Raw genomic sequence first — 25,077 nt, 5'->3', positions numbered from 1 at the left:
CGGGTGAGGTCAGTAGCCGGTCACGTCCGGCCAGCGTCGTTCGACGCCGGCGGCGTCGAGCCGGGTGGAGTAGTCGGCGAGCAGGTCGGTGTCGGCGCGTACCGCGTGGGGTTCGACCCGCCGGTCCAGGCAGTACGCGGCGAGGGTGCCGGCGGCTTCGCCGACGTTCCACTCGACCGGGTGCAGCCGGTACGCGCCGTTGGTGATGTGGGTGGTGCCGATGTTCTTGCCGGCGGGTAGCAGGTTGCGCATCCGCTGCGGCAGCAGCGCGCCGAGCGGGATCTCGAAGGGGCAGGCGGCGACGTCGACGTAGTTGTCGCCGCCGGTGGAAGGGTGCAGGTCGATGCGGTACATGCCGACGCCGACCGGGTCGGGGTAGCGCACCGCGCCCTTGTCGCCGCGTACCGCCAGCGACAGGTCCTGTTCGACGACGGTGTACTCGGCCCGGATCCGACGCGATTCCCGGATGTACGGGGCCTGGGCGAGCCCGTCGGTGCCGCCGGTGACGTCGCCGCGCAGCCGCAGGCCGGGGAAGCCGGTGCCACCGTCGGGGCGGGGTGCCTCGGTCTGCAGCCAGTAGAGCACGCTGCGGGACAGTTCCCGGGCGGCCGTGAGATGGTGGGCCGGGTCGGGCACATCGATGACCGGCGACTCGAAGTAGTCGATCATCGGCCAGTTGACCAGGCAGATGTCGCTGGGGTACGCCCCTGGGCGGAACATCCGGCGCGCCGCGATCCGCCGGAACGTCCACAGGTTGCCGTCGCCGGGGCTGAGTCGCTGGTCGGCGACGACGGCGAGCGGGTCGTCGTCGGGGTTCGGGGTGAAGCTGCGCTGGCCGATCTGCAGGGTACGGGGGTTGGGTGAGCGCCACGACAGCATCCGGTCGCCCCAGAAGGGCGGCTGGTAGTCGCGCCAGAACCCGTACCGGGCCGGCCGGTCGATGGTGTGGTCGCCGTCGACGTGGTCGATCGCGAAACAGACCGACACCGCCTGCATGTTGGTCGGGTCGGCCACGTCCGGGGCGCTGGGTTCGCCGGTGTCGGCCCGCGACTCGAAGCCGGTGACGTACTCGGTGCCGGTCAGCGGCAGCAGCTCACCGGTCTCGGTGGCGTCCAGCACGTACGGCGCGGTGATGGTGATCTCGCCGCCGCCGTCGCGGTGCGCGACGGTGACCGCGGTGACGCGGTCGCCGTCGGTGTCGGCGGCGACCGGCCGGTACGGTTGCAGCACCCGCAGCTGCCCCGCGCCACGGTACGGCGCGAGCATCGCCTCGATCACCGCGACGGCGACCCGGGGCTCGTGGCAGAGCCGGCTGACGTGCCCGCCGCCGGGGTTGAGTTCGCGCTGGGCGCGGGCCGCCTCGGTCAGCGGATAGTGCCGCCGGTAGTAGTCGCGGATGCCCTCGCGCAACGCGCGGTAGCTGGCGGTCACCCCGAACCGCTCCACCCAGGAGTGCTCGTCCGGCGGAACCGCCTGACTGGTCAGCTGCCCGCCGAGCCAGTCGTGTTCCTCGGTGAGCGCCACCGTGCGGCCGGCGCGTAGCGCGCCGAGCGCGGCGGCCACCCCGCCCAGTCCACCGCCGACGACCAGGATGTCGCAGCCGTACTCCGTCACTGTGCCGGGTTCCTTCCGGTTGGCGGCACCAGGGTGGCGCCGACGACTTCCTCGCAGGGCAACAGCCGCTGCGCGGGCGCGGCCGTGGCACCGCGCAGCGCCGCCGTCAGGACTTCGACCGCCTGCCAGCCCATCTGTTGCCGGGGGATCCGGAAACCGGTGAGGTCCAGATCGGCGCGGGCCGGCCGGGTCGGGTCACCCAGGGCCACGATGGACAGGTCGGCCGGGATGTCCAGACCTCGCTGGCGGGCCTGTACGGCGAGCGCGACGCCGTCGGCGTACTCCTCGGCGAAGACCACGGTGCAGGTGCCCGCCGTGACCGCGTCGAGCAGCTCGGCCGGGTCACGGCCGGCGGCCGGCTCGTGCCGCCACTCGACGCCGGCGGCCGCAGCGGCGGTACGGAATCCGCGCATCCGGTCGGCGTGCGACTCGGGGCCGTCACCCTGGCCCAGATAGGTGAGCCGACGGTGGCCCAGTGCGACGGCGCGGCGCACCAGCGCGCCGGTGGCGGCGGGGTAGTCGGCACCGACGTACGGCACCGGGCCGCCCGCGTCGTCGCGCCGTCCGACGGAGACGAACGGCAGTCCGTCGGCGAGCAGCCGGGTCAGTTCGGCCGGGTCGAGCTGACGGCCGAGCAGGACGCAGCCGTCGGCCAGCCGTAGCCGGTTGTCCTGGTGGAACAGTCGACGCCGCCCGTCGAGGACCGGGGCGCTGGTGAGTAGCAGCAGGTCGCAGCCGAGGTGCTCGGCGCACTGTTCGATGCCGAGCAGGAAAGGTTGGTAGAAGTCGCCGGTGCCGCTGGGAAACACCGGCTCGGAGGTGAAGACGCCGAGGATGCGGTTGTGCCGGTCGGCGAGCCGGCGGGCGACCGGGTCGGCGACGTAGCCGGTGGCGCGGATCGCGGCGAGGACCCGTTCGCGCGTCTCCGGCGCGATCCGTACGTCGGCGTCGGCCCGGCCGTTGAGTACCAGGGAGACCGTGGCCTGGCTGACGCCGGTCATCCGGGCGATGTCCTGCTGGGTGACCCGTCGGCGAGATCCGGTCACTGTTGGTGTCCGTCCGTTTCTCTGCTAATACGCATTAGTTTCCGTTGGCCTGAGATCCTGAACCCTGTCGGCGGTCCCCGTCAACCCCTGCCGCCGTGCGCGACATGGATCGACACTCCGGTGATAATTCGTATTAGCACCTTGACGCGGCGATCCGACCGCGAGCAGACTCAGCCCACACGAGGGCCCGGCCGGCCGCTCCACCTCACCTGACTGCCAGTGACGACGCCGTGGACTCCCCCGGTCCACCGCCCACGTGTCGGAAAGGCCACCCCATGCGCCCGTACCCCCGCTCCGCGCACTCCCCCGGACCCGGATCCGGACCCGGACCCGCATCCGAACCGGATCGCCGGCACCCGGCCGGCCTCGACCGTCGCCAACTACTGCGTGGCACCGCGCTGCTCGGCGCCACCGCCGTGGCGGGTGGCCTCGGCGGGCTGTCCGTCGGCGCCGGACCCGCCAGCGCCGCGCCCGCCGGATTCCCGACCTACGCCTACCTCGGGCAACCGTTGGACCACGCCAACCTGCGCTACAACCCGACCGGCGAGCTGATCTTCCCCTGCGTCCGTGGGGTGTACGACCGGATCAGCGGCGGGCTGGCCCGCTATTACCTCTACTACGCCCCACACGACCGGCCCGGCGGGATCTGCCTGGCCTACGGCAACTCACTGGCCGGCCCGTTCACCGAGTACGCCGGCAACCCGATCGTCCGGCGCGACTGGTCACCGCACTACTCGGTCGAGCACGTCTCCTCGCCGCACGTGCTGTGGAACAGCGCGACCCGGCAGTTCTATCTGTACTTCCACGGCGACAACGACACCACCCGGTTGGCGATCTCGTCGGACGGCGTGCGGTTCACGTACCAGGGTGTGGTGCTGTCGACGGCGATGGTCCCGAACCTCACCGAGGCGTCGTACGCGCGGGTCTTCGACCACCGCATCCCCGCGCTGGGCAGCCGGTACGTCATGGTCTACATGGGATACCACACGGTCCGACCGGGCTTCCGGAAGATCTTCTGGGGCTGGTCGGCCGACGGCCGCAGCTGGCAGTTCGACCCGCAACCGTTGGTCAGCCCGTCCGGCGACGGGTTGAGCGATCTCAGCGGCGCGCATCTGCTGCACCGCAACGGCACCACCTACGTCGTCTACCACGGCGGATCGGGTCGGATGTACCTGACCGAGGTCGGCGACAACTTCGACCGGGAGGTCCACCTCGGCGTGTTCCACGCTCCGCTGACCGGCGCCCCGGACAACGGCCGGGTGGCGGCACCGGCGTTCGGCACCGACCGCGGCGTGCAGTACATGTTCTACGAGGCCGGCCAGCGCGGCAGCACCCGGATCGCGGTGGCCCGGGCGGTCCAGTGACCGTCGGCCGGTAGGTCGGCTCCCGGTGGCGGACGCCGGGTACCGCTGGCTGGTGGGGTGAGGGGCGCCCCCGTTCCGCGCCCCTCACCGCACCAGCGGCATCGAGGTCGCCCGCACGTCGGTTGGTCAACCCCAGGTGGTGATCGTATACTGACTCCGCGTGCTGCCGCCAACCAATATTAACCGACAGCGCGATTCTGACTAATACCAGCTGCACATCCGACGGAGGTAGCCGTGACGGGCGGCGGCCCCACCCCCCCTGCCGGATCGGGATCCACCCTGGCCGACAAACTCAACCTGCTCTTCGACACCGTCCGGCCGGCCGGACGCGATCCCTACACCTCGCGGGAGGTCGCCGACGCCATCCGGGAGCGGGGCGGATCGATCTCCGACGTGTACATCTGGCAACTGCGCACCGGCCGACGGACCAACCCGACCAAGGAGCATCTGGAGGCCCTCGCCGACTTCTTCGACGTCGACCCCGCCTTCTTCTTCGACCGGCGACGCTCCGGCGAGATCGAACGGGACCTGCACGCCCTGCAGGCGATGCGCAACCTGAAGGTCCGGGCCGTCGCGACCCGGCTGAGCGCGCTGCCCGAGGAGCAGTTGGACGCGGTCGGCGACATCCTCGACCGGGTGATGCAGGCGTTGCAGGCGCCACGTACCGACGACGGCACCGCCACCGACGGACGCCCCACCTCGTGATCGTCATGCAGTGGCAACGGGTGGACGAGACTGAGGGAAGCACGGACATGAAGTCATCCGAGCTGCGACGGACCTGCCTGACCCGGCTGCGACAGCTGCAGGACCGCGGCCTGCGGATGCCCCGGCCGTTCGACGCCGCGCAGTTGTGTCGACAGGTCGGGACGGTCCTCGGCCAGCGGATCACCCTGGTCGGCGTACCGATGCCCGCCGGCGCACCGTTCGGGTTGACCTTCTTCACCGACGCCGGTCACGTCATCGCCTACGAGGAACGCACCAGCCAGGTGCACCGCGACCACATCGTCGCCCACGAACTCGGCCACATCCTGTTCGACCACCGCGCGCTCGCCCTCGACGACCAGCAGGCGAGCCAGCTGCTGATGCCGGCGCTGCGACCCACCCTGGTCAATCGGGTGCTCCACCGCACCGGGGTCTACAGTCGCGGCGAGGAGCAGGAGGCCGAGATGATGGCGACCGTCCTGCTGGAGCTGGCCGTACGCGACGACGGCCCGGCGGCAGCAGCCGGCGCCGACTCGTCGGTGGAGAGCGCGCTGGCGGCACGGCTGCGGCACGGCCTCGAGCCCCCGCCCCGGTAGGCGGGGCGATGGCCACCGCCCTGTACGCCGTCTGCGCCGCCGCCGGCTGGTACGCCTTCGGCTACAAACTGCGGGACCTGCGACGCGACCGGGACAACCGGGTGCTGCGCGCGATGGTGTACGCGTTCCTCGCCTACGCGGCCGGCGTCACCTTCGCGGTCGGCCCGGTCGCCGCCACCGTCGACCGCAGCACCGGGCTGCCGAACCTCGCGAAGCTGCTCGCCCACGCCGGGGTGATGGCGGTGGCGGCCAACTCGGAGATCCTCCTGCTGTTCCTCGCCCTGCCGGCCACCGTCGCCGCCCGCCGCGCCCGCCGCCGGCTGATCGCCTCCGGCGTCGCGTTCGTCCTGCTCACCCTGCTGTGGGCGGCCACGCTGTCGGCCGACCCACCGGTCCGGTTGGCTGTCGAGGACGCGGCGCATCCGGCCGTCGCCGCCTACCTGGTCGTCTACCTGTGCGCCTTCGTGGCGTACGCGGCCGACCTCGCCCGCCTCTGCTGGCGCTTCTCGCTGGTCACCCCACGACGCTGGCTGCGGCGGGGCCTGCGGATCACCGCGTTCGGGGCGACGACGGCGCTGACGTACTGTGCGGTCAAGACCGGCTACCTGCTCGCCTACCGGCTCGGCCACAGCCCTGGCGGGGAGGCCGAGATCGCCGCCGTCCTGGTGACCATCGGCGCCCTGGCGATGCTCATCGGCCTCACCCTGCCGACCTGGGGTCCCGCCCTCGACGCCGGCCGGCGCTGGTTGCGGCGGCAACGTGCCTGGCGCCGGTTGGGCCCGCTGTGGCGCGCGGTCGCCGGGGCGCAGCCGCATCTCGTGCTCGACGAGCGCGCCCATCGGCGGTGGGTGGCACTGCGCGACATCGACTACGCGCTGCACCGGCGGATCACCGAGATCCGTGACGGCCGCTTGGCACTGCGCCCGTACATCGACGAGCGGGTGGCCGCCGCCGCCGACCGGCGCGCCGCCCGGGCCGGCCTGGCCGCCGCCGACCGGGCGGCCGTGGTGGAGGCGGCGATGATCGCCGCCGGGACCCGCCGGGCCCGGGCCGGCACCCCGGCGGACCGTCCGGACTTCTCCGAACCGCACGATCCACCGGACGGATATCCTGGCGAGGTCGCCTGGCTCGCCCGGGTCGCCCGGTGGTACGCCAGGTCCACGATGGTCGACGAGGCGCTGAAGGACCTGTGATGGCGGACCGGTACGCCAACCTGCGGCGGATCCGCACCCTCGACCCGCAGCGGGACTACCTCGAGATCTACCAGACGATGGTGCGCCACGAGTTCCCCTGGGACAGCAAGCTCGGGCTCAACCTGGCGTTCAACCGGTCGTTCTCGCTGCCCCGGATCGCCGCCGTGCACGTGGGCACGGGTGAACTGCTGCGGCACACCCGCAAGCGGATCGACGACACCGGTCTGCTGATGTACGAGATGCTGCTGCACGGATTCGACCACCCGCGCGGCCGGGAGGCGGTGCGCCGGACCAACCGGATCCACCGCCACTACGACATCGCCGCCGACGACTACCGCTACGTGCTCGGCTGTCTGGTGGTCGTCCCGATCCGCTGGCTGCAGCGGTACGGGTGGCGCCAGCCGTGCTGTCACGAGCGGGCCGCCGCCTACCACTACTACCGTCAACTGGGCGGGCGGATGGGCATCGCCGACATACCCGGCTCCTATCAGGAGTTCGCCGACTGGTTCGACGAGCACGACCGGCGACACCTGCGGTACAGCGCCGACGCGGCGGCGATCGAACGGGCGACGCGGGCGTTGCTGCGTGGTCGGGTGCCCCGGCCGCTCGCCCCGTTCGGCGACGCCCTGGTCGCGACGATCTACGACGAACGGCTCCGGGCGGCGACCGGCGTGGCGGCACCGCCGGCGGCGGTCCGGGCGGGGGTGCATCTGGCGCTGCGGCTGCGGGCCGGGCTGCTGCGTCGACTGGCCCGGCCCCGCCGGACGCCGATCTTCGCCGACGGCGTGATCCGCACCCCGACCTATCCGGACGGTTACGAGATCGCCGAACTCGGCCCGGCCGGTCACTGACAGCAAGCATCACGCGAGGTGGAGTGCAGCGGAACCGACGCTGGATACATACCCGGTATGCTCCCTGGCCATGAACCCGAACACCACTCAGGTCGCTGTCGTCGCCGTCGTCGGCGGCTTCCTGCTCGGCTTCCTCGACTTCGTGTGGATCGCATCCATGCCGTACCCCTTCGCGGAGCTGGGCAACTCCAGCGCCGTCTGGGCGGTGGCCGCCTTCGGCTTCGGCTACTGGGTCCGTACCGGCTGGCTGCGCGCGGCGGCCGGCGCGGCCGGCGCCCTGGTCGTCGCCGTGCCGAGCTACTACCTGGCGGCGACCCTCATCCAGGGCGACGACCTGGCCATCATGTGGGCGCCGACGGCGCTGCTCTGGATGGCTTTCGGTGTGCTGGCCGGGGTGGTCTTCGGCGTCGGTGGCACCTGGGCGCGCGGACACGGGTGGCGACAGGTCGTCGGGGTCGCCCTGCCCGGCGCGGTGCTGCTGGCCGAGGCCGCGCTGCACGCCCGCGACATCGGCGACCCACGGTACGGCCGGGACTCGCTGTGGCTCCTGATGATCAACATCGCCCTCGCGGTGGCCGTCGTACTCCTCGCCGGAGGCCGCACGAGCGTCCGGCTGCGCGGCCTGGCGGCGGCGGTGCCACTGGCCGCCGCCGGCTTCGCCGCGTTCCGGCTCGGCGGCTTCGGCTGACCGGGCGATGGTCTTCCGACGCACACCACGCGGTCATCCGCAGACCGGTGGAAGCGGTCACAGTGTGGCTCCGGCTGCTGCCCACCACCCCCGCCGCCCTTAACATTCGTTCATGGCGGTGCCCACTGAAACGATGGACCTGGCCGCCGGCTTCCCGCCGGCCACGCCGCAGGACTGGCGGCGACTCGCGCTCGCCGTCCTGCGCCGCTCCGGGGCGGCCGGTCCGGACACCCCCGCGGACGCCGTCGACGACCTGCTGAGCACCACCACGTACGACGGCATCCCCCGCCGACCGCTGTACACCCGCCCCACGAGCGCCCCGGCGGTCGGCGTACCCGGATCGGCGCCGTTCGTCCGGGGCGCGTCGGCCCGCCGCGACGGCGCGGGCGCTGGCGGCACCGAACCCGACGAGACCGTCGCCGGCTGGGACGTCCGCCAGCGCTACGCCGAACCGGATCCCGCAGCGCTCCGGCAGGCGGCGCTGACCGACCTCGCCAACGGTGCCACCTCGCTGTGGATCGATCTGGCCGCCAGCGGGCTGCGGCCGACCCAGCTCGCCGACGCGCTCGACGGTGTCCTGCTGGACCTGGCCCCGGTGGTCCTCGACGCCGGGGCCGACGCCGTCGACGCCGCCCGGGCGTACCTGGCGCTCGCCGCCGCGCAGGGCGTCGCCCCGCACGCGCTGGCCGGCAATCTCGGGGCGGACCCGATCGGCTGGCAGGCCCGCACCGGGCAGCCGGCCGATCTGTCCGTGGTGCCGGAGCTCGCCGCGTACGCGGCACCGGCGCGGCGGCTGCGCGGCGTCGTCGTGGACGCCACCGTCTACCACGACGCCGGAGGCAGCGACGCCCAGGAGATCGGTGCCGCGCTGGCCACCGGGCTGGCCTACCTACGGGTGCTCACCGACGCCGGGCTGGACCTACGTGGCGCCTTCGATCAGCTGGAGTTCCGGTACGCGGCGAACACCGACCAGTTCGCCACCATCGCCAAGCTGCGGGCCGCCCGGCAGTGCTGGGCCCGGATCGCGCAGCTGTGCGGGGTGTCCGACGCGGGCGGCCAGCGTCAGCACGCGGTCACCTCGTCGGCGATGATGACCGCCCGCGACCCCTGGGTGAACATGCTGCGGACCACCGTCGCCTGCTTCGCCGCCGGGGTCGGTGGCGCGGACGCCGTCACCGTGGCGCCGTTCGACGCCCGCCTCGGGCTGCCCGACGGGTTCGCCCGGCGGATCGCCCGCAACACCCAGTCGGTGCTGCTCGCCGAGGCGCACCTCGGTCGGGTGCTCGACCCGGTCGGCGGCTCCTGGTACGTCGAACGGTTCACCGCGGACCTCGCCGGCGCCGCCTGGGACTGGTTCACCGAGATCGAACGAGCCGGCGGCGCGGTGGCCGCCCTGACCAGCGGGCTCGTCGCCGACCGGATCGACGCGGTGTGGCAGCGCCGCGCCGACGACATCGCCCACCGGCGCCGCCCGGTCACCGGGGTCAGCGAGTTCGCCGACCTCACCGAACGGCGGCCCGCCCGGACCCCGGCCGGTCCGGTGCCCGGCGGCGGGCTGCCCCGCCGCCACCTCGCCGAGGGTTTCGAGGCCCGCCGGGACCGCGCCGACGCGTACGCCGAGGCCACCGGCTCCCGCCCGACGGTCCTGATCGCCACGCTCGGGCCGCTGGCCGCGCACGCTGCCCGCGCAGGGTTCGTCGCCAACCTGTTCGCCGCTGGCGGCATCGCCACCAGACGGGTCGGTGATCCGGCCGACGACCCGGCGGTGCTCGCCGCCGCCGTCGCCGCCACACCCACCGCGGTGGTCTGCCTCGCCGGCGCCGACGACAGCTACGCCACCGCCGCCCGGCCGGTGGCCGACGCGCTGGTCGCCGCTGGTGTCGGCCGGGTCCTGCTGGCCGGTGCGCCGGACGCCGACGGTCGGTTCGACGGCTACCTGTACGCCGGCTGCGACGCCCTGGCGGTGCTCGACGCCACGCTCGACGCCCTGGGGGTGCCCCGGTGATCCCGGATTTCCGACAGGCCACGCTGTACCCGACGGACGGGTCGCCGGCCGACCAGACCGGCCGACCGGCCGCTGACCCGCCGACGACCGGGCTGCCGGTCTGGCACACGCCGGAGGGCATCACCGTCGCGCCGCTGTACACCGATGCCGACACCGCCGGGCTGGACTTCCTCGACACGGTCCCCGGGTTGGCACCGTACCTGCGCGGGCCGTACCCGACGATGTACACCACCCAGCCGTGGACCATCCGCCAGTACGCCGGCTTCTCCACCGCCGAGGAGTCCAACGCGTTCTACCGGCGCAACCTGGCCGCCGGGCAGAAGGGCCTGTCGATCGCGTTCGACCTGGCCACCCACCGGGGATACGACTCCGACCATCCCCGGGTGGCCGGCGACGTCGGGATGGCCGGCGTGGCGGTGGACTCGATCTACGACATGCGCCAACTCTTCGACGGTATCCCGCTGGAGAAGATGAGCGTGTCGATGACGATGAACGGCGCGGTGCTGCCGGTGCTCGCCCTCTACATCGTCGCCGCACAGGAGCAGGGCGTCGAGCCGCAGCAGCTGACCGGGACCATTCAGAACGACATCCTCAAGGAGTTCATGGTCCGCAACACCTACATCTACCCACCTGGGCCGTCGATGCGGATCATCTCCGACATCTTCGCCTACACCTCGGCACGGATGCCGAAGTTCAACTCCATCTCGATCTCCGGCTACCACATTCAGGAGGCCGGGGCGACGGCAGACCTCGAACTGGCCTACACCCTCGCCGACGGCGTGGAGTATCTGCGCGCCGGGCAGGCCGCCGGGCTCGACGTGGACACCTTCGCGCCCCGGTTGTCGTTCTTCTGGGCGATCGGGATGAACTTCTTCATGGAGGTCGCCAAGCTGCGCGCGGCCCGGCTGCTCTGGGCCCGGTTGGTCCGCGACGCCGGGGCGCGCAACCCGAAGTCGCTGTCGCTGCGCACCCACTGCCAGACCTCCGGCTGGTCGCTGACCGCCCAGGACGTCTACACCAACGTGGTACGCACCTGCGTGGAGGCGATGGCCGCCACCCAGGGCCACACCCAGTCGCTGCACACCAACGCGTTGGACGAGGCGCTCGCGTTGCCGACCGACTTCTCGGCCCGGATCGCCCGCAACACCCAGCTGCTGCTCGCCCAGGAGTCGGGCACCACCGACGTGATCGACCCGTGGGGCGGCAGTCACTACGTCGAGCGCCTCACCCACGACCTGGCCCGTCGGGCCTGGACGCATATCCAGGAGGTGGAGTCCGCCGGCGGGATGGCCCGGGCGATCGACGACGGGCTGCCCAAGTTGCGTATCGAGGAGGCCGCCGCCCGGACCCAGGCGCGGATCGACTCCGGACGCCAGCCGGTCATCGGGGTCAACCGGTTCCGGCCCGACGTCGACGAACCCGTCGACGTGCTCAAGGTCGACAACACGGCGGTACGCGCGGCACAGCTGGCGAAGCTGCGTCGGCTGCGGTCCGAACGCGACGAGCCGGCCTGCGTCGCCGCGTTGGCGGCGCTGACCCGGGCAGCCGCGGCCGCCCCGACGACCCGCCCCGACGACCTGTCGGGCAACCTGCTGGCGTTGGCGGTGGAGGCGGCGCGGGCGCGGGCCACCGTCGGGGAGATCTCGATGGCGCTGGAGGAGGTCTACGGCCGGCACGCCGCGCAGATCCGTACGATCAGCGGGGTGTACCGGCAGGAGGCGGGAGCGGTGGCGGGGATCGAGCGGGCCCGGGCCGCCGCCGACGCGTTCGCCGAGGCGGAGGGGCGCCGGCCCCGGATCCTGGTGGCCAAGATGGGCCAGGACGGGCACGACCGGGGGCAGAAGGTGGTGGCCACCGCCTTCGCCGACCTCGGCTTCGACGTCGACGTGGGTCCGTTGTTCCAGACCCCGGCGGAGGTCGCCCGTCAGGCCGTCGAGGCCGACGTGCACCTGGTCGGGGTCAACTCCCTCGCCGCCGGGCACCTCACCCTGGTCCCGGCGCTACGCGACGAACTCGCCGCCCTCGGCCGCGACGACATCATGATCATCGTGGGTGGGGTGGTTCCGCCGCAGGACTTCGACGCGCTGCGGGCCGCCGGTGCCGCCGCGATCTTCCCGCCGGGTACGGTGCTGGCCGAGGCCGCCGTCGATCTGCTCACCGACCTGTCCGCCCGGCTCGGCCACGGCGACGACGACGCCGGATGACCGGCCGACGGCTGCCGCCGGTCGACGATTACGTCGCCGGGGTCCGTGCCGGCGCCCCGGCCTGGCTGGCCCGGGCGATCACCCTGGTCGAGTCGACCCGCCCGGACCACCGCGAACACGCCCAGCGGATGCTGGTCGCGTTGGGTCCGCACGCGGGGCAGGCCCGTCGGGTCGGGGTGACCGGTGTCCCGGGCGTCGGCAAGTCGACCTTCATCGACGCGCTCGGCACCATGCTCACCGGCGACGGACACCGGGTCGCGGTCCTTGCGGTCGACCCGTCGTCGGCCCGCAGCGGTGGCAGCATCCTCGGTGACAAGACCCGGATGGCCCGGCTGGCGGGCGATCCGGCGGCGTTCGTGCGCCCGTCGCCGACCGCCGGCACCCTCGGTGGGGTCGCCCGCGCCACCCGGGAGGCCATGGTGGTGGTCGAGGCCGGCGGGTACGACGTGGTGCTGGTCGAAACCGTCGGTGTCGGGCAGTCCGAGACCACGGTGGCCGACATGGTCGACACGTTCCTGCTGCTCACCCTGGCCCGCACCGGCGACCAGCTGCAGGGCATCAAGAAGGGTGTGCTGGAGCTCGCCGACATCGTCGTGGTCAACAAGGCCGACGGCGCGCACGCCGTCGAAGCGCGGGCCGCCGCGCGGGAGCTGGCCGGGGCGTTGCGGATGCTGCGGACCGACCAGGACGTATGGACGGTGCCGGTGTCGACCGCCAGCGGCCGCGACGGCACCGGGCTGGCCGAGGTCTGGCAGCAGGTGCTCACCCATCAGGACCGCCGCCGGGCCAGCGGCGACCTGCACCGCGACCGGCAGCGGCAGCAGCTGCGGTGGGTCTGGGCGATGGTGCACGACGGGCTGCTCGACCGGCTCCACCGGCATCCGGCGGTGACCGCGCTGACCCCGGACGTCGAGGCCCGGGTGCTCACCGGGGAGCTGACCCCGGCGCAGGCCGCCGCTCGGCTGCTGGCGGCGTTCGGCGCCGACCCGGCACCACCGACCTGACCAGCCGGTGCGGTCACCCCACCGGGTGCGGCAGGATGCGACGCAGTTGCGCCGGCGGGCCCGGACGCGCACGCCACTCGCGGGGGTAGCCGACCGAGACCTCCTCGAAGCGCACCCCGTCGTACCAGGTGGTGCGTGGAATGTGCAGGTGGCCGTAGACCATCACCGACGCCCGGAACCGCACGTGCCAGTCGGCGGTCCGCTCGGTGCCGCACCACATCGCGAACTCCGGATAGCGCAGCACGTTCATCGGATCGCGGACCAGCGGATAGTGGTTGACCAGCACCGTCGGCAGGTGTGGCTCCACCTCGGACAGTCGCTGCGCCGTGTAGTCGAGCCGCTGCCAGCACCACTGCTCCCGGCTGGGGAACGGATCCGGGTGGAGCATGGACTCGTCGGTGCAGACGATGCCGGTGCCGTAGGCGTACGCCAGCCCCTGTTCCTTGGTGCTGGTTCCGGCCGGTAGGAAGCTGTAGTCGTAGAGGGTGAACAGCGGTGCGACCACCGCCGGCCCGCCGGCCCCGGTCCAGTGCAGGTACGGATCCTCCGGGGTGCGCACGTCCAACGCCCGGCACAGTTCGACCAGCCGGTGGTAGCGTTCCACGCCGCGCGGCCCCGACGGCTCCCGCGCGGTGGTCCACAGCTCGTGGTTGCCAGGCGACCAGATCACCTGGGCGAAGCGCTGCCGCAGGGTGCCGAGCGCCCAGCCGGTGGCGACGATCGTCTCGGCGACGTCACCGGCGACGATCAGCCAGTCGTCGGGTGAGGGCGCCGCCAGGTCGGCGACGAGTTGCCGGTTCTCCTGATAGGAGATGTGCAGATCGCTGATCGCCCAGAGGGTCGGTGCCGCCACGCCGTCTCCCGGCCCCGGTGGCGTCCGTACCGGCTGCGGCGTGCCACCGTCAGTTCCGCTCGCCCCCATCCGTCCGATCATGCGCTACCGTGCCCGCCGACGGTAGAGTCGCGTACCAATCGTCCCGGATTCTGCGCAACAACGCGTACGCGTCGGCGCGCTTGACATCCCGGTCGCGGCCGGCCAGGAACTCGGCCAGCCGGGCCCGGTCGGCCGCCGTCAGGGTGGCGCCCACGGCTCGCAGGACGGAACGCACCGTACGGTGCGGGAAGTAGACCCGCCGGGCGGCGTCGAGAAAGGCCCGGGCGTGCTCAGGGTCGACCAGACCGGCCTCGACCCCGTCGACCAGCGCCAGCCGCATCCCGATCAGCGGCTCGGACAGCGGCCGGTCCTGGTCGTCGTAGACCATCGCCACCTCGTCGTCGGCGTCGACCACGCCGGTCCGGAACGCCTCGAAGACCCGGCCGACGCCGACCATCCCCCACGGGTGGCACTCGGCCGCCCGCAACGCCCCCATGCTGGACGAGCCGTAGAGCCGCACCCCGGCGTCGACGGCCCGCAGGATCTCCTTCGGGGAGATCGCGAGGCTCTGCAGGAACTTGCCGTCGATCACCCCGACCGCCCGGGGCGGAACCGGCCGGCGCAGCAGCGCGTCGATGTCGCCCCGGACCACCGGCGGCCGGTACTCGGCGGCGAGGATCATCCGGGCCCGCCCGGGGTCGACGCTGGGGCCGACGAAGACCACCACCGGGCTGTCGGCGGGTACGCCGGTCACCTCGGCACCTCCGCCCGGTCGGCACCGGCGGCGGTGAGTGCCCGTCGCCAGGCCCGGGTCGCCCGCCGACCGAGCCGACCACGGTCGATGCCCCAGGACTCCGCCCCGGGCACCAGCACCCGGACCACGGCGGCCGGCACCTCCGACGACGACAGGTCGACGGCGACGACGCGGTCGCAACCGGCGGCCCGGAGCCGGTCGAGCAGCAACGTCACGTCGGCCATCACGTCGTCGGTCGGGTACGACCGCACCGTGGTGAACGGACACGGCACGGTACCGGGCCGCGGCAGGTGTCCGGCCGCCTGCCGTGGGGTCGCCCGCCGTACGTGCAGCATGGCGTCGGGTACCTCGTCGTACGCCGTACTGATGTCTTCCCGCATGGCCTGGATGTCGACCGCCCGGGACTGGGCACACTCGGTCAGCGCGCGCAGGACGGCCACCTCGGCGTCCGGGTGGGTGCCGACGCCGTGGTGACCGGCGGAGGTGTCCGGGCCCAGATCCTCCGAGCTGACCGCGCGGAAGGTAGGAATGCCCAGGTCGGAGGTGATGTCGACCAGATGCAGACGGACCTCGGCGGCGGTGAACCGGGCAACGAGGTCGGCGGCGGACGCCGGTAGGGTCGTCAGGTCCACGAGGCGCTGGCCGGCAAGCCGGTCGGACAGTCGCCGGGCGGCCTCGGGGCCGAGGCGGCGGGCCAGGATCGCCGGCAGTTGCCGGTCGACCACCTCGGCCAGCGTGTGGGCGTCGCGCTCGACGACCTCGGTCAGCGCGTGGCAGAGCGCCTCCTCCACGCTGTTGCCGGCGGCCAGGCCGTTCGTGGTGGTGTAGGCGAAGCAGCCCGGGCCGGGCAGCGGGGCGGTGCCGTACGCGAGGGCGTGGTGCGGGACCAGCACCGGTGTGTCGGCGATCAGGTCGTGCCCGTACGACCAGGCGATCGGCTGCCGGTCGTGGTAGCCGGGCGCGAGCGTCAGCAGGAAGTCCGCCGGTGGTACCACTCGGCGGCCCTGGGCGGACAACTCGTGGTAGCTGGCGACGAGGTCGGGCCGCCGGGGGCGGGCCGCGTGGTGGCGCTCCACGGCCTCCATCACCGCCGAGGTACGGGCGGCGGCCGGGCTGGTGCCCTTGCCGCTGTAGACCGACACGGTGTCGTGTGAGCGTGGACAGATCGCGTTGAACACCGGGATGCCCACCCGGTCCAGGCCGGTGATGTCGGCCACCCTGGTCACTCCGAGGCGCCGCAGACAGGGCCGGATCCGCTGGTACGTCTCGGCGGCCGTGGCCTCCCTGCCGGTGCCGGTGGCGGCACCCTTGGCGACGGTGTCGCGTAGTCTCACGCCGCACCCGCCATCGCTGCCCGCAGCGCCGTCAGGGCCGGTGCTGCCTGGTCCCACCACCGCTGGGCGGCCGGCGGTACGGGTGCCCCGCCGACGCCCACCCCGGCCTGGGTGCCGAACGGCTGCCGGGCGCCGGTGCCGGCGAACACCCGGTCGGCGAGGAACGCCACCTGCCAGGCCGGTACGTCACCGTGCACCATCCGGTCGCGCAACAGACGCAGGCAGCGGACCTGGAACCGCCAGTCGTGGTCGGCGTGCTGGACGAGCAGCCACGCGGCGGTGGCGGCCACCGGGCCGACCCGGGCCGACCCGGGCCACCCGGTCAGGTCGACCAGTCGGCGCAGCCAGGACAGGTTGTCCGCGTCGACGGCCCGCCAGTGCTGGAAGTCCTGCGGCGACTTGTCGACCTGGGCCCGTACCTGCTGGTCCCGGGCCGCGCGGCGGATCAGCTCGGCGGCCAGCGTCCGCTCGGCGGCCCCGTCATCCGGCGGCGCTGGCGGAGGCGTCGGTGTCGGCGGCGGCGTCGGTGATGCCGGCGTCGGTGCGGGTGTCACCGGCGGCGTCGGTGCCCGGCGGCCGCCCTCGATGCCGGTCACGGCACCGCCACACAGGAGACCATCCGGACCGGGATCGGCCCGTCGCCGGCGGCCAGGGCGAGGTCCATGGTGTGCGCCACCCGCAGCCGCGCGGCGGTCAGGTCGCGGGTCACCTCGTCGTCGTCGAGCAGGTCGATCGAGACCGTCGACAGGTACCGACGGGTCGCGACGCCCGGCGCGACCAGCTCGCCGTAGATGTTGGTGTGCTGCACCCCGGCCCGGTCGCTGCGCCGCCAGCCGATCCAGGCGAAGCCGCTGCCCCCGTCGCCGCGCAACGGCACCCCGAGCACGTCCTGACGGTCGGCGACGGCCGGCTGGCGGGGCGAGTAGTCGAACAGCAGCGTCCCACCGGGAGCGAGATGGGCGCGGGCGGTACGCAGCAACGCCTGCCGGTCGTGCCGGTCGAACAGCGCGAACGACAAACCGCCGATCAGCACACAGTCGACGGGGTGCCCGAGCCGCACCTGCCGGGCGTCGGCCTGGTGCAGCGTCGTACGGGCCGCGACGTCGGCGGGTGCCGCCGCGCGCAGCGCCGCCGCCCGCTCGAGCGCGCCGTCGGCCAGCTCGACACCGGTGACCTGCCAGCCGGCCACGGCGAAGGCCCGCAGGTGCCGTCCGGCACCGCAGCACAGGTCGAGCAGGTGCCCCGGTGCCGGGGCGTGCCGCAGGTACCAGGCGTCGTCGTCGGTGGCGCGCTCGACGACGCGGTGGTACACGGCACCGGTGAAACCCTCGAACGGCGGCTCGATGGTCACCGCCAGCTGGGGCAACCGGGCCAGGACGCTGAATGGTCCGAAGTAGGTCGGTGCACTCATCGGGTTGCTGTCCCTTCCCTGATCAGCCGGGGGTGCCGAGCTGCTGCGCGACGGTCGCCGGGTTGCTCTCGGTGCGTTCGCGCACAATCCGTCCATCCTGGAAGGTGGTGAAGCTCATCCCGGCGAACCCGAGCCAGAGCAGGTCGGTCAGCTCCCCGGCGAGCGCCCGCAGCCCGTCACCGAGCAGCGCCGGGTCACGCAGCCGGGCCCGCACGGTCCACCGGGTGGCGACCACCCGGTGCTGCTCCACCGCCTCGACGATGGTCATCTCGTAGTGGTCGAACGGCGCCCGCGCCTGGCGGATCAGGTCAGCCAGCGCGGGCAGTCCGCAGACGCGGTCACCGTGGCTGTTGGTGCTCACCACCACGTCGGGGTGGACGAACCGGGGCAGTTGGCTGAGGTCGCCGGCGGACCAGACGGTGCGGACGAAGCCGCGCAGGCAGGTGGTGCCGGGGCCGGCCGGCGTCATCGACGACCGACCGGGGCGCTCACCTGACGCTGGCGGGCCTGCACCACGGACGCACCCGGCCACTCGTCCCGGTGCATCCGACAGAGCACGGCGTCGACCTCGACCACCGTACCGGGCACTGCCGGGTCGGCCGTGACCATCAGCCGCCGGGCGATGCCCTCCCGGACGTAGCCGAGCCGGTCCACCATCGCCAGCGACGCGTGGTTGGTGGTGGAGACGAAGCCGATGACCCGCCGGGCGGCGGGATCGGCGAAGATCAGATCGAGGGCGTACGCCATCGCCGCGAAGCCGACTCCGCGCAGGTGCGGCGCGGCGGCGGTACGGATGACCTCACCGGCCCAGACACCGGGAATGCTGAACGGTGCGTACATGATGAACGCGACGGCCCGCTGCTGTCCTGCCTCGCGGGGGTCGGGAGCGAACATCACCCAGGACCGGCAGATCCCGGCCTCGACGGCACCGATCAGGGTGTCGATCGGCATCGCCTCCGGGTTGCCCAGGGCCATCCCGGCCTGTGCCATCGCGGCGACGCGTGCCGGTCCGACCAGTTCGTCGAGCACGGCCGGGTCGACCTGGGGCAGGTCGCGGGCGGTCAGGTCACTGGGCCACACGGTGGTCGACTCGTTCATGGTGCGCCTTTCGCGTTGGGCGGGAGCAGCGGGTTCAGTGGATCGTCGAGGTGTCCGGGGCATCGTCACCGGCGCCGGAGGCGCCGTGACCGGTGGTGCCGCGGCCGGCAGCGGCGGCGGTGCGCAGCAGTTGCGCGATGCTGACGCAGGCACCGGGCCCGACGGCCGTGTCCGCGACACCGCGTCCCTGCACCGGGCCGACGACGGTCACCCCGGCCTCGGTCAGCATCGTGCGGATCCGTCCGAACGTGGCACCGGTCGCGACGGACCTGGCCAGCGAGGGCGCGACGAGCACCGGCGCGTCGGCGGCGACGAGGGTGGCACTGGCCAGGTCCGTCGTCATGCCGTACGCGCAGCGGGCGCAGAACGACAGGGTCGCCGGCCAGGCCAGGACCAGCTCGGCCCATTCGGCCAGCCGTACGTGGGCGGGGCCGGCGGCGGCCTCCGCCGGCCAGCCTGGTCCGCTGACCGGATGCCGGCTGATGGCGGCCAGGCTGCGGGCCGACACCAGATCGGTGGCGCTGCTGGTCAGCACCACCCGGACCTGTGCCTGGTACTGCCACACCAGCGTGCTCACCAGGGCCGGCAGGAACGCGACACCGATGGCGCCGCTGCCGATGACCAGGATCCGCCGTACCGGCAGGGTCGGCGGCAGGTCCAGCTGCCCGGACTGTTCGTCAGCCACCGTGCCACCACCGTCGGGTCAGCGCCCACGCCTGGGACAGCAGGCCGAGCTCCTGGTCGAGGCGGGCCGGCAGGTCGGCCGCGCCCGCGACCGAGGCGAGCCGCCGCGCCCACCAGTAGCCCCAGCTGAGGTCGAAGTCGACACCGTCGGAGCCCAACGCGCCGCAGTGCTGCGCGACGTCGCGGACCGCCAGTCCGACGCCGGGTGCCAACGGCAGGGCGAAGCCGGCCGGGCACGCACCGCGCCGGGCGGGCGGCACCGTCGCGGTGACCACCTCGGCGGCGGCCCGGGCGGCGGCGCGGTCCGGCAGGTAGACCACGACGCCGTCGCGCCGTTGCCGGCCCTCGAGCCGGGTGCTGATCTTCGTCTGGAACGGGTAGCCGCCCCGACCGAGTACGCGGATCATCCGCAGCCAGTCGTCGACGGCGGTGTCCGACCGCAGGTGCACGTACATCCGCGCCTGGTAGCGCGGTTGCTGGCGGCCGGCGAACCAGTACAGCCAGCGGCCGTCGACCGGGGTGCCCAACAACGGCACCGTCACGGTCCAGGGCCCGGCCCCCGAGGCGGGTACGGCGGCGACCCGGTCGGCGGGCAGCCGCACCAACAGCCCGTCCGGTGCCCGCATGGTGACCGACGACGCCGACGCGCCGGCGTCCTGCCTGGCCGGGCCGTCGACCGGTCGCCACCCTGGCACCGGTACGGCCAGATCCGCCAGCGCGGCCTGACAGTGCCGTACCACCTGGTCGAGCCTCGTCCGGTCGGCATGGCCCTCGTCGGGCACTCCGCAGTGGGCGACCAGGAAGATCTGCCGGACCAGCCGGTCGATCCGCGACGGCCCGACGGTGTCGGCGTCAGCGACGCCGTCGTGGAGGTCGTCGAGCACGGAGCGTACGTCGAGGCGGAGCCGGCCGAGCGCGGTGTCGAGGAGATCGTCAGTCGCAGCGGTCATCGAACACGCTCCACCGTCGAGGGTCTTCCACCAGCCCGCCACCGACGCGGGCCAGTGTCTGGTTGCGCCGGTCCAACGGCAGTACGCCGCAGCGGGCCCAGCAGGTGGTGATGAGGGACAGACCGGTCGCGCCAGCGATCAGCCGCCGGTCCAGCTCGGCTGCCGGGTACGCCGTGCGGTAGCCGTGTAGTACCGCGCCGACCAGCCCGGCAGCCCAGCCGACCGCACGACGCAGTTCCCCCCGGGCCGCCGCCGGGTCGCCGTTGCTGGCCGGCCCGGTGGTGACGGCGATGCTGATCAGGCTGCCGGCCAGCGCCCCCAGGTCGTACTCGGCGCGACCGGTGCCGGTGCATTCCCAGTCGATCAGCAGCGGGCCGCCGGCCGGACCGGGACAGATGTTGTCCGCCCGGGCGTCGCCGTGCAGCCAGATCGCTCCGCGTGCCAGCGCCCCGGACAGTTGATCGGCCCGCTGGCAGAAGTCCCGCCGCGCGGTGAACCACCCGGCCAGCTCCCGCTGGGCCGGCGACAGCGCCAACCAGGTCGGCAGATCCAGTGGCCGCCACGGATAACCGGCGCCGACGACCGCGCGGTCCACCGGCGGCGTACGCCCGTGCAGGGCCGCGAGCAGCGCCCCCGCCCGGTGCAGCGGCTCCGGGTCACCGCTCGGACCGGCGGTGGCGACTGCCTCGTCGAGTCGCCCGCCGGTGATGCGGCGTAGTCGCGGGCGCGAGCCGAGCCGTCCGACAGGCGGGGGTGCCAGCACCACGCCGGCCCGTTCGGTCGCGGCCTCCCGTACGGCGACGAACTCCGCGATGGCGGTCATCAGATCCTCCGGTCTCCCCCGTTACGGTGCTGGCCGCAGTGGGTGTCCGCCGGCGCCGGCGGACACCCACGTCAGTTGGCGGACCGGATCAGCACTTCACCACGATGCTGAGCACGATGACCGAGGCCGCCGACGGCAGCATCGACGTGTCCGCCTGCTCCTCGATCAGCTGGCTGACCGAGGCGTCGTCGCCGAGCAACGAGGCCAGCACCTCGTCGTCGATCTCGACCGCCACGTCCTGGGCCGTGCTCTGGGCAGTGGTCTGCATCGTCGTTCCCCTCTCACGGGAGTGCCGCCACGGTTGCGGCGGGTGCACCCATCCTCGGAGCCGGCCCTACAAGACCACCGCAGGTGCGCTCCACCCGTGTCCGCGCGGCCGCCACGGACCCACCATCGACGTGCTACACATACCGCCGCTGATCAGGCCCGCCCGCGAGCCGGGGCGACGGCGGCGGGCACCGCAGCAGATCCTGATGCAGGGCCCGTAGTTCGGGTCCGGGTTCCGCGCCGAGTTCCCGGGCGAGCACCGTACGGGCCTGGTGGTAGAGCCCGAGCGCGGCGGCGGTGTCACCCGCACCGACGAGGCAGCGGATCGCCACCGCGTACAGCCGTTCCCGGATCGGGAACTCAGCGGTCAGCCGACGGAGCACCGGCACCGCGTCCCCGGGCCGGCCGTGACGCAGCGCGGTCGCCGCGTACTCCTCGCAGACCTGGAGGTAGAGCTCCTCGCAGCGGTGCAGTTCGCCGGCGATCAGCGACGAACGGCCGACCGCGACCGCCGAGAACGGCCTGCCCCGCCAGCGGCCGCAGGCCCGTTGGAGCACATTCAGCGGTGGGGTCCGCTCGGCGGCACCGTACGGTCCGGACACACCGCAGACCAGCGTCTGTATCTCCTGGATGTCGCATTCGGCGGGGTCAAGCTCGAGACCGTATCCCCCGGACTGATACGACAGGCGTCCGCCGGCACCGGGACTCGCGGCGTCGAGGACCCGCCGGATACGACACACATATGTTTGAATATTAGGTATACATGACTTCGGCGGGCGGTATCCCCACAGCGCGTCGATCACCGTTTCGATGCAGGTTTTCTGATTGGCCCGGCAGGCCAGCAGCGCCAGCAGCAACCGTGGCTTCTCCCCGGTCAGTTCGATCTGGGCACCATCGTCCGACTGCACGGTGACCCAACCCAGTACGTCCACTCTCATCCGACCTCCTACTACACATCGGCGGACAAACGAGCAGTCTCCGACATAGGACCATAAGTCCCACGACAACTCTTCTGCGAACTCGATCTCCCTTTCCCAGCTCACCTCACCGAGAAAAGGTGCCGTGACACGTCGGGCACGGTCCCGTTTCTACCGAGTCAGGAGTTGTCCCACACCGGTGCTGCGGCAAGAATCAACGTGGACAATCAACCGAGCGCACGAGGAGTCCACGTTGGGGCGACCTGAACGCCGGATCGACGGCGACGCGGGACCGGTGCAGGCCTTCGCCGCCGAACTGCGCGCGCTTCGCGAATCCGCTGGCCGGCCGAAGTACGCCGCACTCGCGCGGCGGACCGGCCGGTCCCAGACCGCGCTGTCCGAGGCCGCTGGTGGCCGTCGGTTCCCGACCTGGGAGACGGTGGCGGCCTTCGTCAGCGGTTGTGACGGTGACCTCGATGTCTGGCGGGCCCGATGGGAGCAGGTCGCCGCCGTGGTCGGCGCGCCGACGTCGGCCACGGACCCCGACGGCACCGCCACCTGCGTGGCTGAGGACGTTCCCGACCGGGGCATGTCCACGGTGGCGGCGGGCCCAGCGGCAGCGGCCGGTCCCGTGACAGCGGCCGCTCCGGTGGCAGCGGCCGCTCCGGTGGCAGCGGCGGGTCCAGCGCCGTCCGCCACGACGGTCGATCGCCGGTGGCGACGGCGCACCGTCACCTGGCTCGCTGCCAGCGCCGCCGCCACGGTGGCCGCGCTCGCCGGGTTGATCCACGCGATCACCGACGTCCGGCCGCCGACGTCGCCGGGCCCGGACTCCGCGACACCACCGTCGCGTGTCGCCGTCGCCGACGGTGCCGACCCGAAGGACAGCGGCTGTGCCGACGATCCCCAGGTACTCTCCGTCGACACCGTCGAGGTCAACCTCGGCCGGCAGGCGCTCGGCGTGCTCGAGCTGCGGTACGCCCCGCAGTGCGGCGTGAGCTGGCCCCGCTTCCTGCCGTACGCCGTCGAGCGGATCCCGTACGGCACCGCGATCCACGTCGACGTACGGCGGCCAGCCGACGGTGCCACCGCCACCTTCACCGCCGACTACGCCGGGACCGGGGTCTTCGGCAACCTGCTGCACAGCGCCCGCGACTGTGTGCTTGCCGAGGTGCGCATCGAGATGCCGGAGGACCCGACCGGGGTGGCGACCGGCACCGCGTGCGTACGTGGCCGGGTGGTGGAGAGCGGCCCGTGATGCCTGGTCAGTGGGTCGGGAAGTCGTCCGGGGTACGGATCCGGTCCCGGATCCACACGCCGGCCTCCTTGAGTACGCCGGTGCCGGTGTAGGAGCTGCCGCCGCAGACCCCGGTGCGGAACACCGCGCCGGAGCGGAAGTCGTCGGAGTAGTTCCAGTTCACCCAGCTGATCTTGCGTGCCGCCAACAGGTCGATCCACTGCTGCGCGCTGACCAGGTCGTTGGCACCGTCGCCGGTGTAGGTCTGGGTGCCGAACTCGGTGACGAACATCGGCACGCGGTCGGCCGCCCGCGACAGCGCCGACCGGTACGTGTCGTGGTGCGAGCCGGCGTAGAAGTGGAAGGTGTACATGACGTTGGCCGCGTTCACCGGGTTGTCGACCACCTCGGACTCGTTGCCACCCTCGGAGACGCCCAGCGACGACCAGCCTCGGGTGCCGACCAGCACGATGCCGTCCGGGTCGGCCGCCCGGATCACCGGGATGACCTGCTCGGCGTAGCTCTTGATCGACGCCCAGCTGACCCCGTTGGGTTCGTTGGCGATCTCGTAGAGCACGTTGGGTTTGGCCGCGTGCCGGCGGGCGATCTCGGCGAAGAAGGTCTTCGCCCGGTCCAGGTTGTAGTTCGGGTCACCGGGGGTGAGCATGTGCCAGTCGACGATGGCGTACATGCCGCGCGCGGAGGCCTTCTCGATCAGGTCGTGCACCCGGTCGGTGAAGCCACGCGGGTCGGTCTCGTAACCGTCCTCCTGGATGTACATCGAGATGCGCAGCACGTCGGCGCGCCAGTCGGTGGCCAGGGCGTCCAGTGACGCGTCGTTGACGCACTGGGCGTACCACTGCAGCCCGTGGGTGCTCATTCCGCGCAGTTGGATCGGGTGGCCGTACCGGTTGCACAGGTTGACGCCGCAGACCCGCAGCTGACCGTTGACCGCGACCGGCGTGGTTCCGGGCGGCGGCGCCGTGGTGGGCGGTGCGGTCGTCGGGGGTGCCGTGGTCGGGGGTGCCGTGGTGGGCGGCGGGGTCGTCGGGGTGGTGCCGCCGGCGCACGCGGCACCGTTGACGGTGCAGTTCGCCGGGGTGCCGCTACCGGCGACGACGAATCCGAAGCTGGTGCTCGCCCCGGCCCCGACCGTGCCGTTCCAGCCGGCGTTGTCGAAGGTGTACCGGTTCCCGGCGGTGCTCAGCCGCGCGTTCCACGACGAGCTGATCCGGCTGCCGGCCGGCAGGTCGAAGCTGACCCGCCAGGAGGTGATCGTCGCGGAGGTGTCGTTGGTGACGGTGAACCGGCCCTCGTAGCCGCTGCCCCAGTCGTTGACCTTCACGAACGCTGCGGTCGCCGCGCTCGCTGTCGGGGCGAGCAGGGCCACCGCCCCGACGAGGACGGCCGCTCCCGCGGCCGCGGCCAACCCGATTCTCCAACGACGCACGGCGGTCTCCC

25 protein-coding genes are annotated in these 25,077 nt (G+C 72.9%); 10 read left to right on the top strand and 15 right to left on the bottom strand.

From position 1 onward, the window contains the following. Positions 1–9: 9 nt before the first annotated feature. Both O7623_RS04040 and O7623_RS04035 read right to left on the bottom strand, forming a co-directional pair. On the bottom strand, positions 10–1,614 hold the full coding sequence (locus O7623_RS04040; RefSeq protein WP_282227241.1) for an FAD-dependent oxidoreductase: 1,605 nt from the start codon (positions 1,612–1,614) through the stop codon (positions 10–12). After that, positions 1,611–2,660: a LacI family DNA-binding transcriptional regulator gene (locus O7623_RS04035; RefSeq protein ID WP_282227240.1), complete on the bottom strand. Its 1,050-nt coding sequence runs from the start codon at positions 2,658–2,660 to the stop codon at positions 1,611–1,613. The genes O7623_RS04040 and O7623_RS04035 overlap by 4 nt, the downstream gene beginning before the upstream one ends. A gap of 275 nt (positions 2,661–2,935) precedes the next feature. On the opposite strand from O7623_RS04035, the gene O7623_RS04030 reads away from it, so the two are divergent. The 9 genes from O7623_RS04030 to meaB all read left to right on the top strand — a co-directional run bounded on the left by O7623_RS04030 (position 2,936) and on the right by meaB (position 13,267). Then, positions 2,936–4,024, top strand: coding sequence for a hypothetical protein (locus O7623_RS04030; RefSeq protein WP_282227239.1), 1,089 nt, complete (start codon positions 2,936–2,938; stop codon positions 4,022–4,024). 234 nt (positions 4,025–4,258) lie between these two features. Beyond that, entirely contained in the window at positions 4,259–4,729 is a 471-nt protein-coding gene (locus O7623_RS04025; protein ID WP_282227238.1) for a helix-turn-helix transcriptional regulator, read from the top strand. A 47-nt stretch (positions 4,730–4,776) separates the two neighbouring features. Then, the gene (locus O7623_RS04020; RefSeq protein WP_282227237.1) at positions 4,777–5,322 is read left to right on the top strand and encodes a hypothetical protein; all 546 of its coding nucleotides are present in this window, start codon (positions 4,777–4,779) and stop codon (positions 5,320–5,322) included. A gap of 8 nt (positions 5,323–5,330) precedes the next feature. Beyond that, positions 5,331–6,515, top strand: a complete 1,185-nt coding sequence (locus O7623_RS04015) for an MAB_1171c family putative transporter (RefSeq protein ID WP_282227236.1) — start codon at positions 5,331–5,333, stop codon at positions 6,513–6,515. Beyond that, positions 6,515–7,366: an oxygenase MpaB family protein gene (locus O7623_RS04010; RefSeq protein ID WP_282227235.1), complete on the top strand. Its 852-nt coding sequence runs from the start codon at positions 6,515–6,517 to the stop codon at positions 7,364–7,366. Before O7623_RS04015 ends, O7623_RS04010 begins: the two co-directional genes overlap by 1 nt. Positions 7,367–7,436: 70 nt before the next feature. Continuing rightward, the gene (locus O7623_RS04005) at positions 7,437–8,054 is read left to right on the top strand and encodes a DUF6518 family protein (RefSeq protein ID WP_282227234.1); all 618 of its coding nucleotides are present in this window, start codon (positions 7,437–7,439) and stop codon (positions 8,052–8,054) included. 112 nt (positions 8,055–8,166) lie between these two features. After that, complete coding sequence (locus tag O7623_RS04000) at positions 8,167–10,059, top strand: methylmalonyl-CoA mutase family protein (RefSeq protein ID WP_282227233.1); 1,893 nt, start codon at positions 8,167–8,169, stop codon at positions 10,057–10,059. Then, entirely contained in the window at positions 10,056–12,263 is a 2,208-nt protein-coding gene (scpA, locus tag O7623_RS03995) for a methylmalonyl-CoA mutase (RefSeq protein ID WP_282227232.1), read from the top strand. The genes O7623_RS04000 and scpA overlap by 4 nt, the downstream gene beginning before the upstream one ends. After that, on the top strand, positions 12,260–13,267 hold the full coding sequence (gene meaB, locus O7623_RS03990) for a methylmalonyl Co-A mutase-associated GTPase MeaB (protein ID WP_282227231.1): 1,008 nt from the start codon (positions 12,260–12,262) through the stop codon (positions 13,265–13,267). Before scpA ends, meaB begins: the two co-directional genes overlap by 4 nt. A gap of 13 nt (positions 13,268–13,280) precedes the next feature. Here the strand turns inward: meaB and O7623_RS03985 are convergent, their stop codons facing one another. The 12 genes from O7623_RS03985 to O7623_RS03930 form a co-directional block, all read right to left on the bottom strand. After that, on the bottom strand, positions 13,281–14,120 hold the full coding sequence (locus tag O7623_RS03985; protein ID WP_282227230.1) for a metallophosphoesterase: 840 nt from the start codon (positions 14,118–14,120) through the stop codon (positions 13,281–13,283). A 49-nt stretch (positions 14,121–14,169) separates the two neighbouring features. Beyond that, on the bottom strand, positions 14,170–14,895 hold the full coding sequence (locus O7623_RS03980) for a TfuA-like protein (protein ID WP_282227229.1): 726 nt from the start codon (positions 14,893–14,895) through the stop codon (positions 14,170–14,172). Beyond that, positions 14,892–16,229 (bottom strand): YcaO-like family protein, encoded by a 1,338-nt coding sequence (locus O7623_RS03975; RefSeq protein WP_282227228.1) that lies wholly within the window; start codon positions 16,227–16,229, stop codon positions 14,892–14,894. The genes O7623_RS03980 and O7623_RS03975 overlap by 4 nt, the downstream gene beginning before the upstream one ends. Further along, positions 16,226–16,825, bottom strand: a complete 600-nt coding sequence (locus O7623_RS03970; RefSeq protein ID WP_282227227.1) for a DUF6624 domain-containing protein — start codon at positions 16,823–16,825, stop codon at positions 16,226–16,228. The genes O7623_RS03975 and O7623_RS03970 overlap by 4 nt, the downstream gene beginning before the upstream one ends. Next, complete coding sequence (locus tag O7623_RS03965; RefSeq protein ID WP_282227226.1) at positions 16,822–17,640, bottom strand: class I SAM-dependent methyltransferase; 819 nt, start codon at positions 17,638–17,640, stop codon at positions 16,822–16,824. Before O7623_RS03965 ends, O7623_RS03970 begins: the two co-directional genes overlap by 4 nt. Before the next feature lie 22 nt (positions 17,641–17,662). Then, entirely contained in the window at positions 17,663–18,109 is a 447-nt protein-coding gene (locus O7623_RS03960; protein WP_282227225.1) for a nuclear transport factor 2 family protein, read from the bottom strand. After that, positions 18,106–18,738 (bottom strand): GNAT family protein, encoded by a 633-nt coding sequence (locus O7623_RS03955; RefSeq protein ID WP_282227224.1) that lies wholly within the window; start codon positions 18,736–18,738, stop codon positions 18,106–18,108. Before O7623_RS03955 ends, O7623_RS03960 begins: the two co-directional genes overlap by 4 nt. Positions 18,739–18,772: 34 nt before the next feature. Then, on the bottom strand, positions 18,773–19,423 hold the full coding sequence (locus O7623_RS03950; protein ID WP_282227223.1) for a flavoprotein: 651 nt from the start codon (positions 19,421–19,423) through the stop codon (positions 18,773–18,775). Then, complete coding sequence (locus O7623_RS03945) at positions 19,416–20,372, bottom strand: T3SS effector HopA1 family protein (protein ID WP_282227222.1); 957 nt, start codon at positions 20,370–20,372, stop codon at positions 19,416–19,418. Before O7623_RS03945 ends, O7623_RS03950 begins: the two co-directional genes overlap by 8 nt. Next, positions 20,356–21,195 (bottom strand): phosphotransferase, encoded by an 840-nt coding sequence (locus O7623_RS03940; RefSeq protein ID WP_282227221.1) that lies wholly within the window; start codon positions 21,193–21,195, stop codon positions 20,356–20,358. Before O7623_RS03940 ends, O7623_RS03945 begins: the two co-directional genes overlap by 17 nt. Before the next feature lie 88 nt (positions 21,196–21,283). Further along, positions 21,284–21,463, bottom strand: coding sequence for a hypothetical protein (locus tag O7623_RS03935; protein ID WP_282227220.1), 180 nt, complete (start codon positions 21,461–21,463; stop codon positions 21,284–21,286). Positions 21,464–21,596: 133 nt separating this feature from the next. Continuing rightward, a complete protein-coding gene (locus O7623_RS03930; RefSeq protein WP_282227219.1) occupies positions 21,597–22,400 on the bottom strand; it encodes a bacterial transcriptional activator domain-containing protein in 804 nt (267 codons plus the stop codon). A gap of 232 nt (positions 22,401–22,632) precedes the next feature. Here O7623_RS03930 and O7623_RS03925 point away from each other — a divergent pair, with 232 nt between their 5' ends. Beyond that, on the top strand, positions 22,633–23,637 hold the full coding sequence (locus tag O7623_RS03925; RefSeq protein ID WP_282227218.1) for a helix-turn-helix transcriptional regulator: 1,005 nt from the start codon (positions 22,633–22,635) through the stop codon (positions 23,635–23,637). 7 nt (positions 23,638–23,644) lie between these two features. Here the strand turns inward: O7623_RS03925 and O7623_RS03920 are convergent, their stop codons facing one another. Next, positions 23,645–25,066: a cellulase family glycosylhydrolase gene (locus tag O7623_RS03920; protein WP_282227217.1), complete on the bottom strand. Its 1,422-nt coding sequence runs from the start codon at positions 25,064–25,066 to the stop codon at positions 23,645–23,647. Between the last annotated feature and the right edge of the window lie 11 nt (positions 25,067–25,077).

The sequence above is a fragment of the Solwaraspora sp. WMMD791 genome, from assembly GCF_029581195.1.
GTDB lineage: Bacteria > Actinomycetota > Actinomycetes > Mycobacteriales > Micromonosporaceae > Micromonospora_E.
The sequence above is the reverse complement of the archived record's forward strand: the minus strand, read 5'-3'. Positions and strand labels throughout refer to the sequence as shown.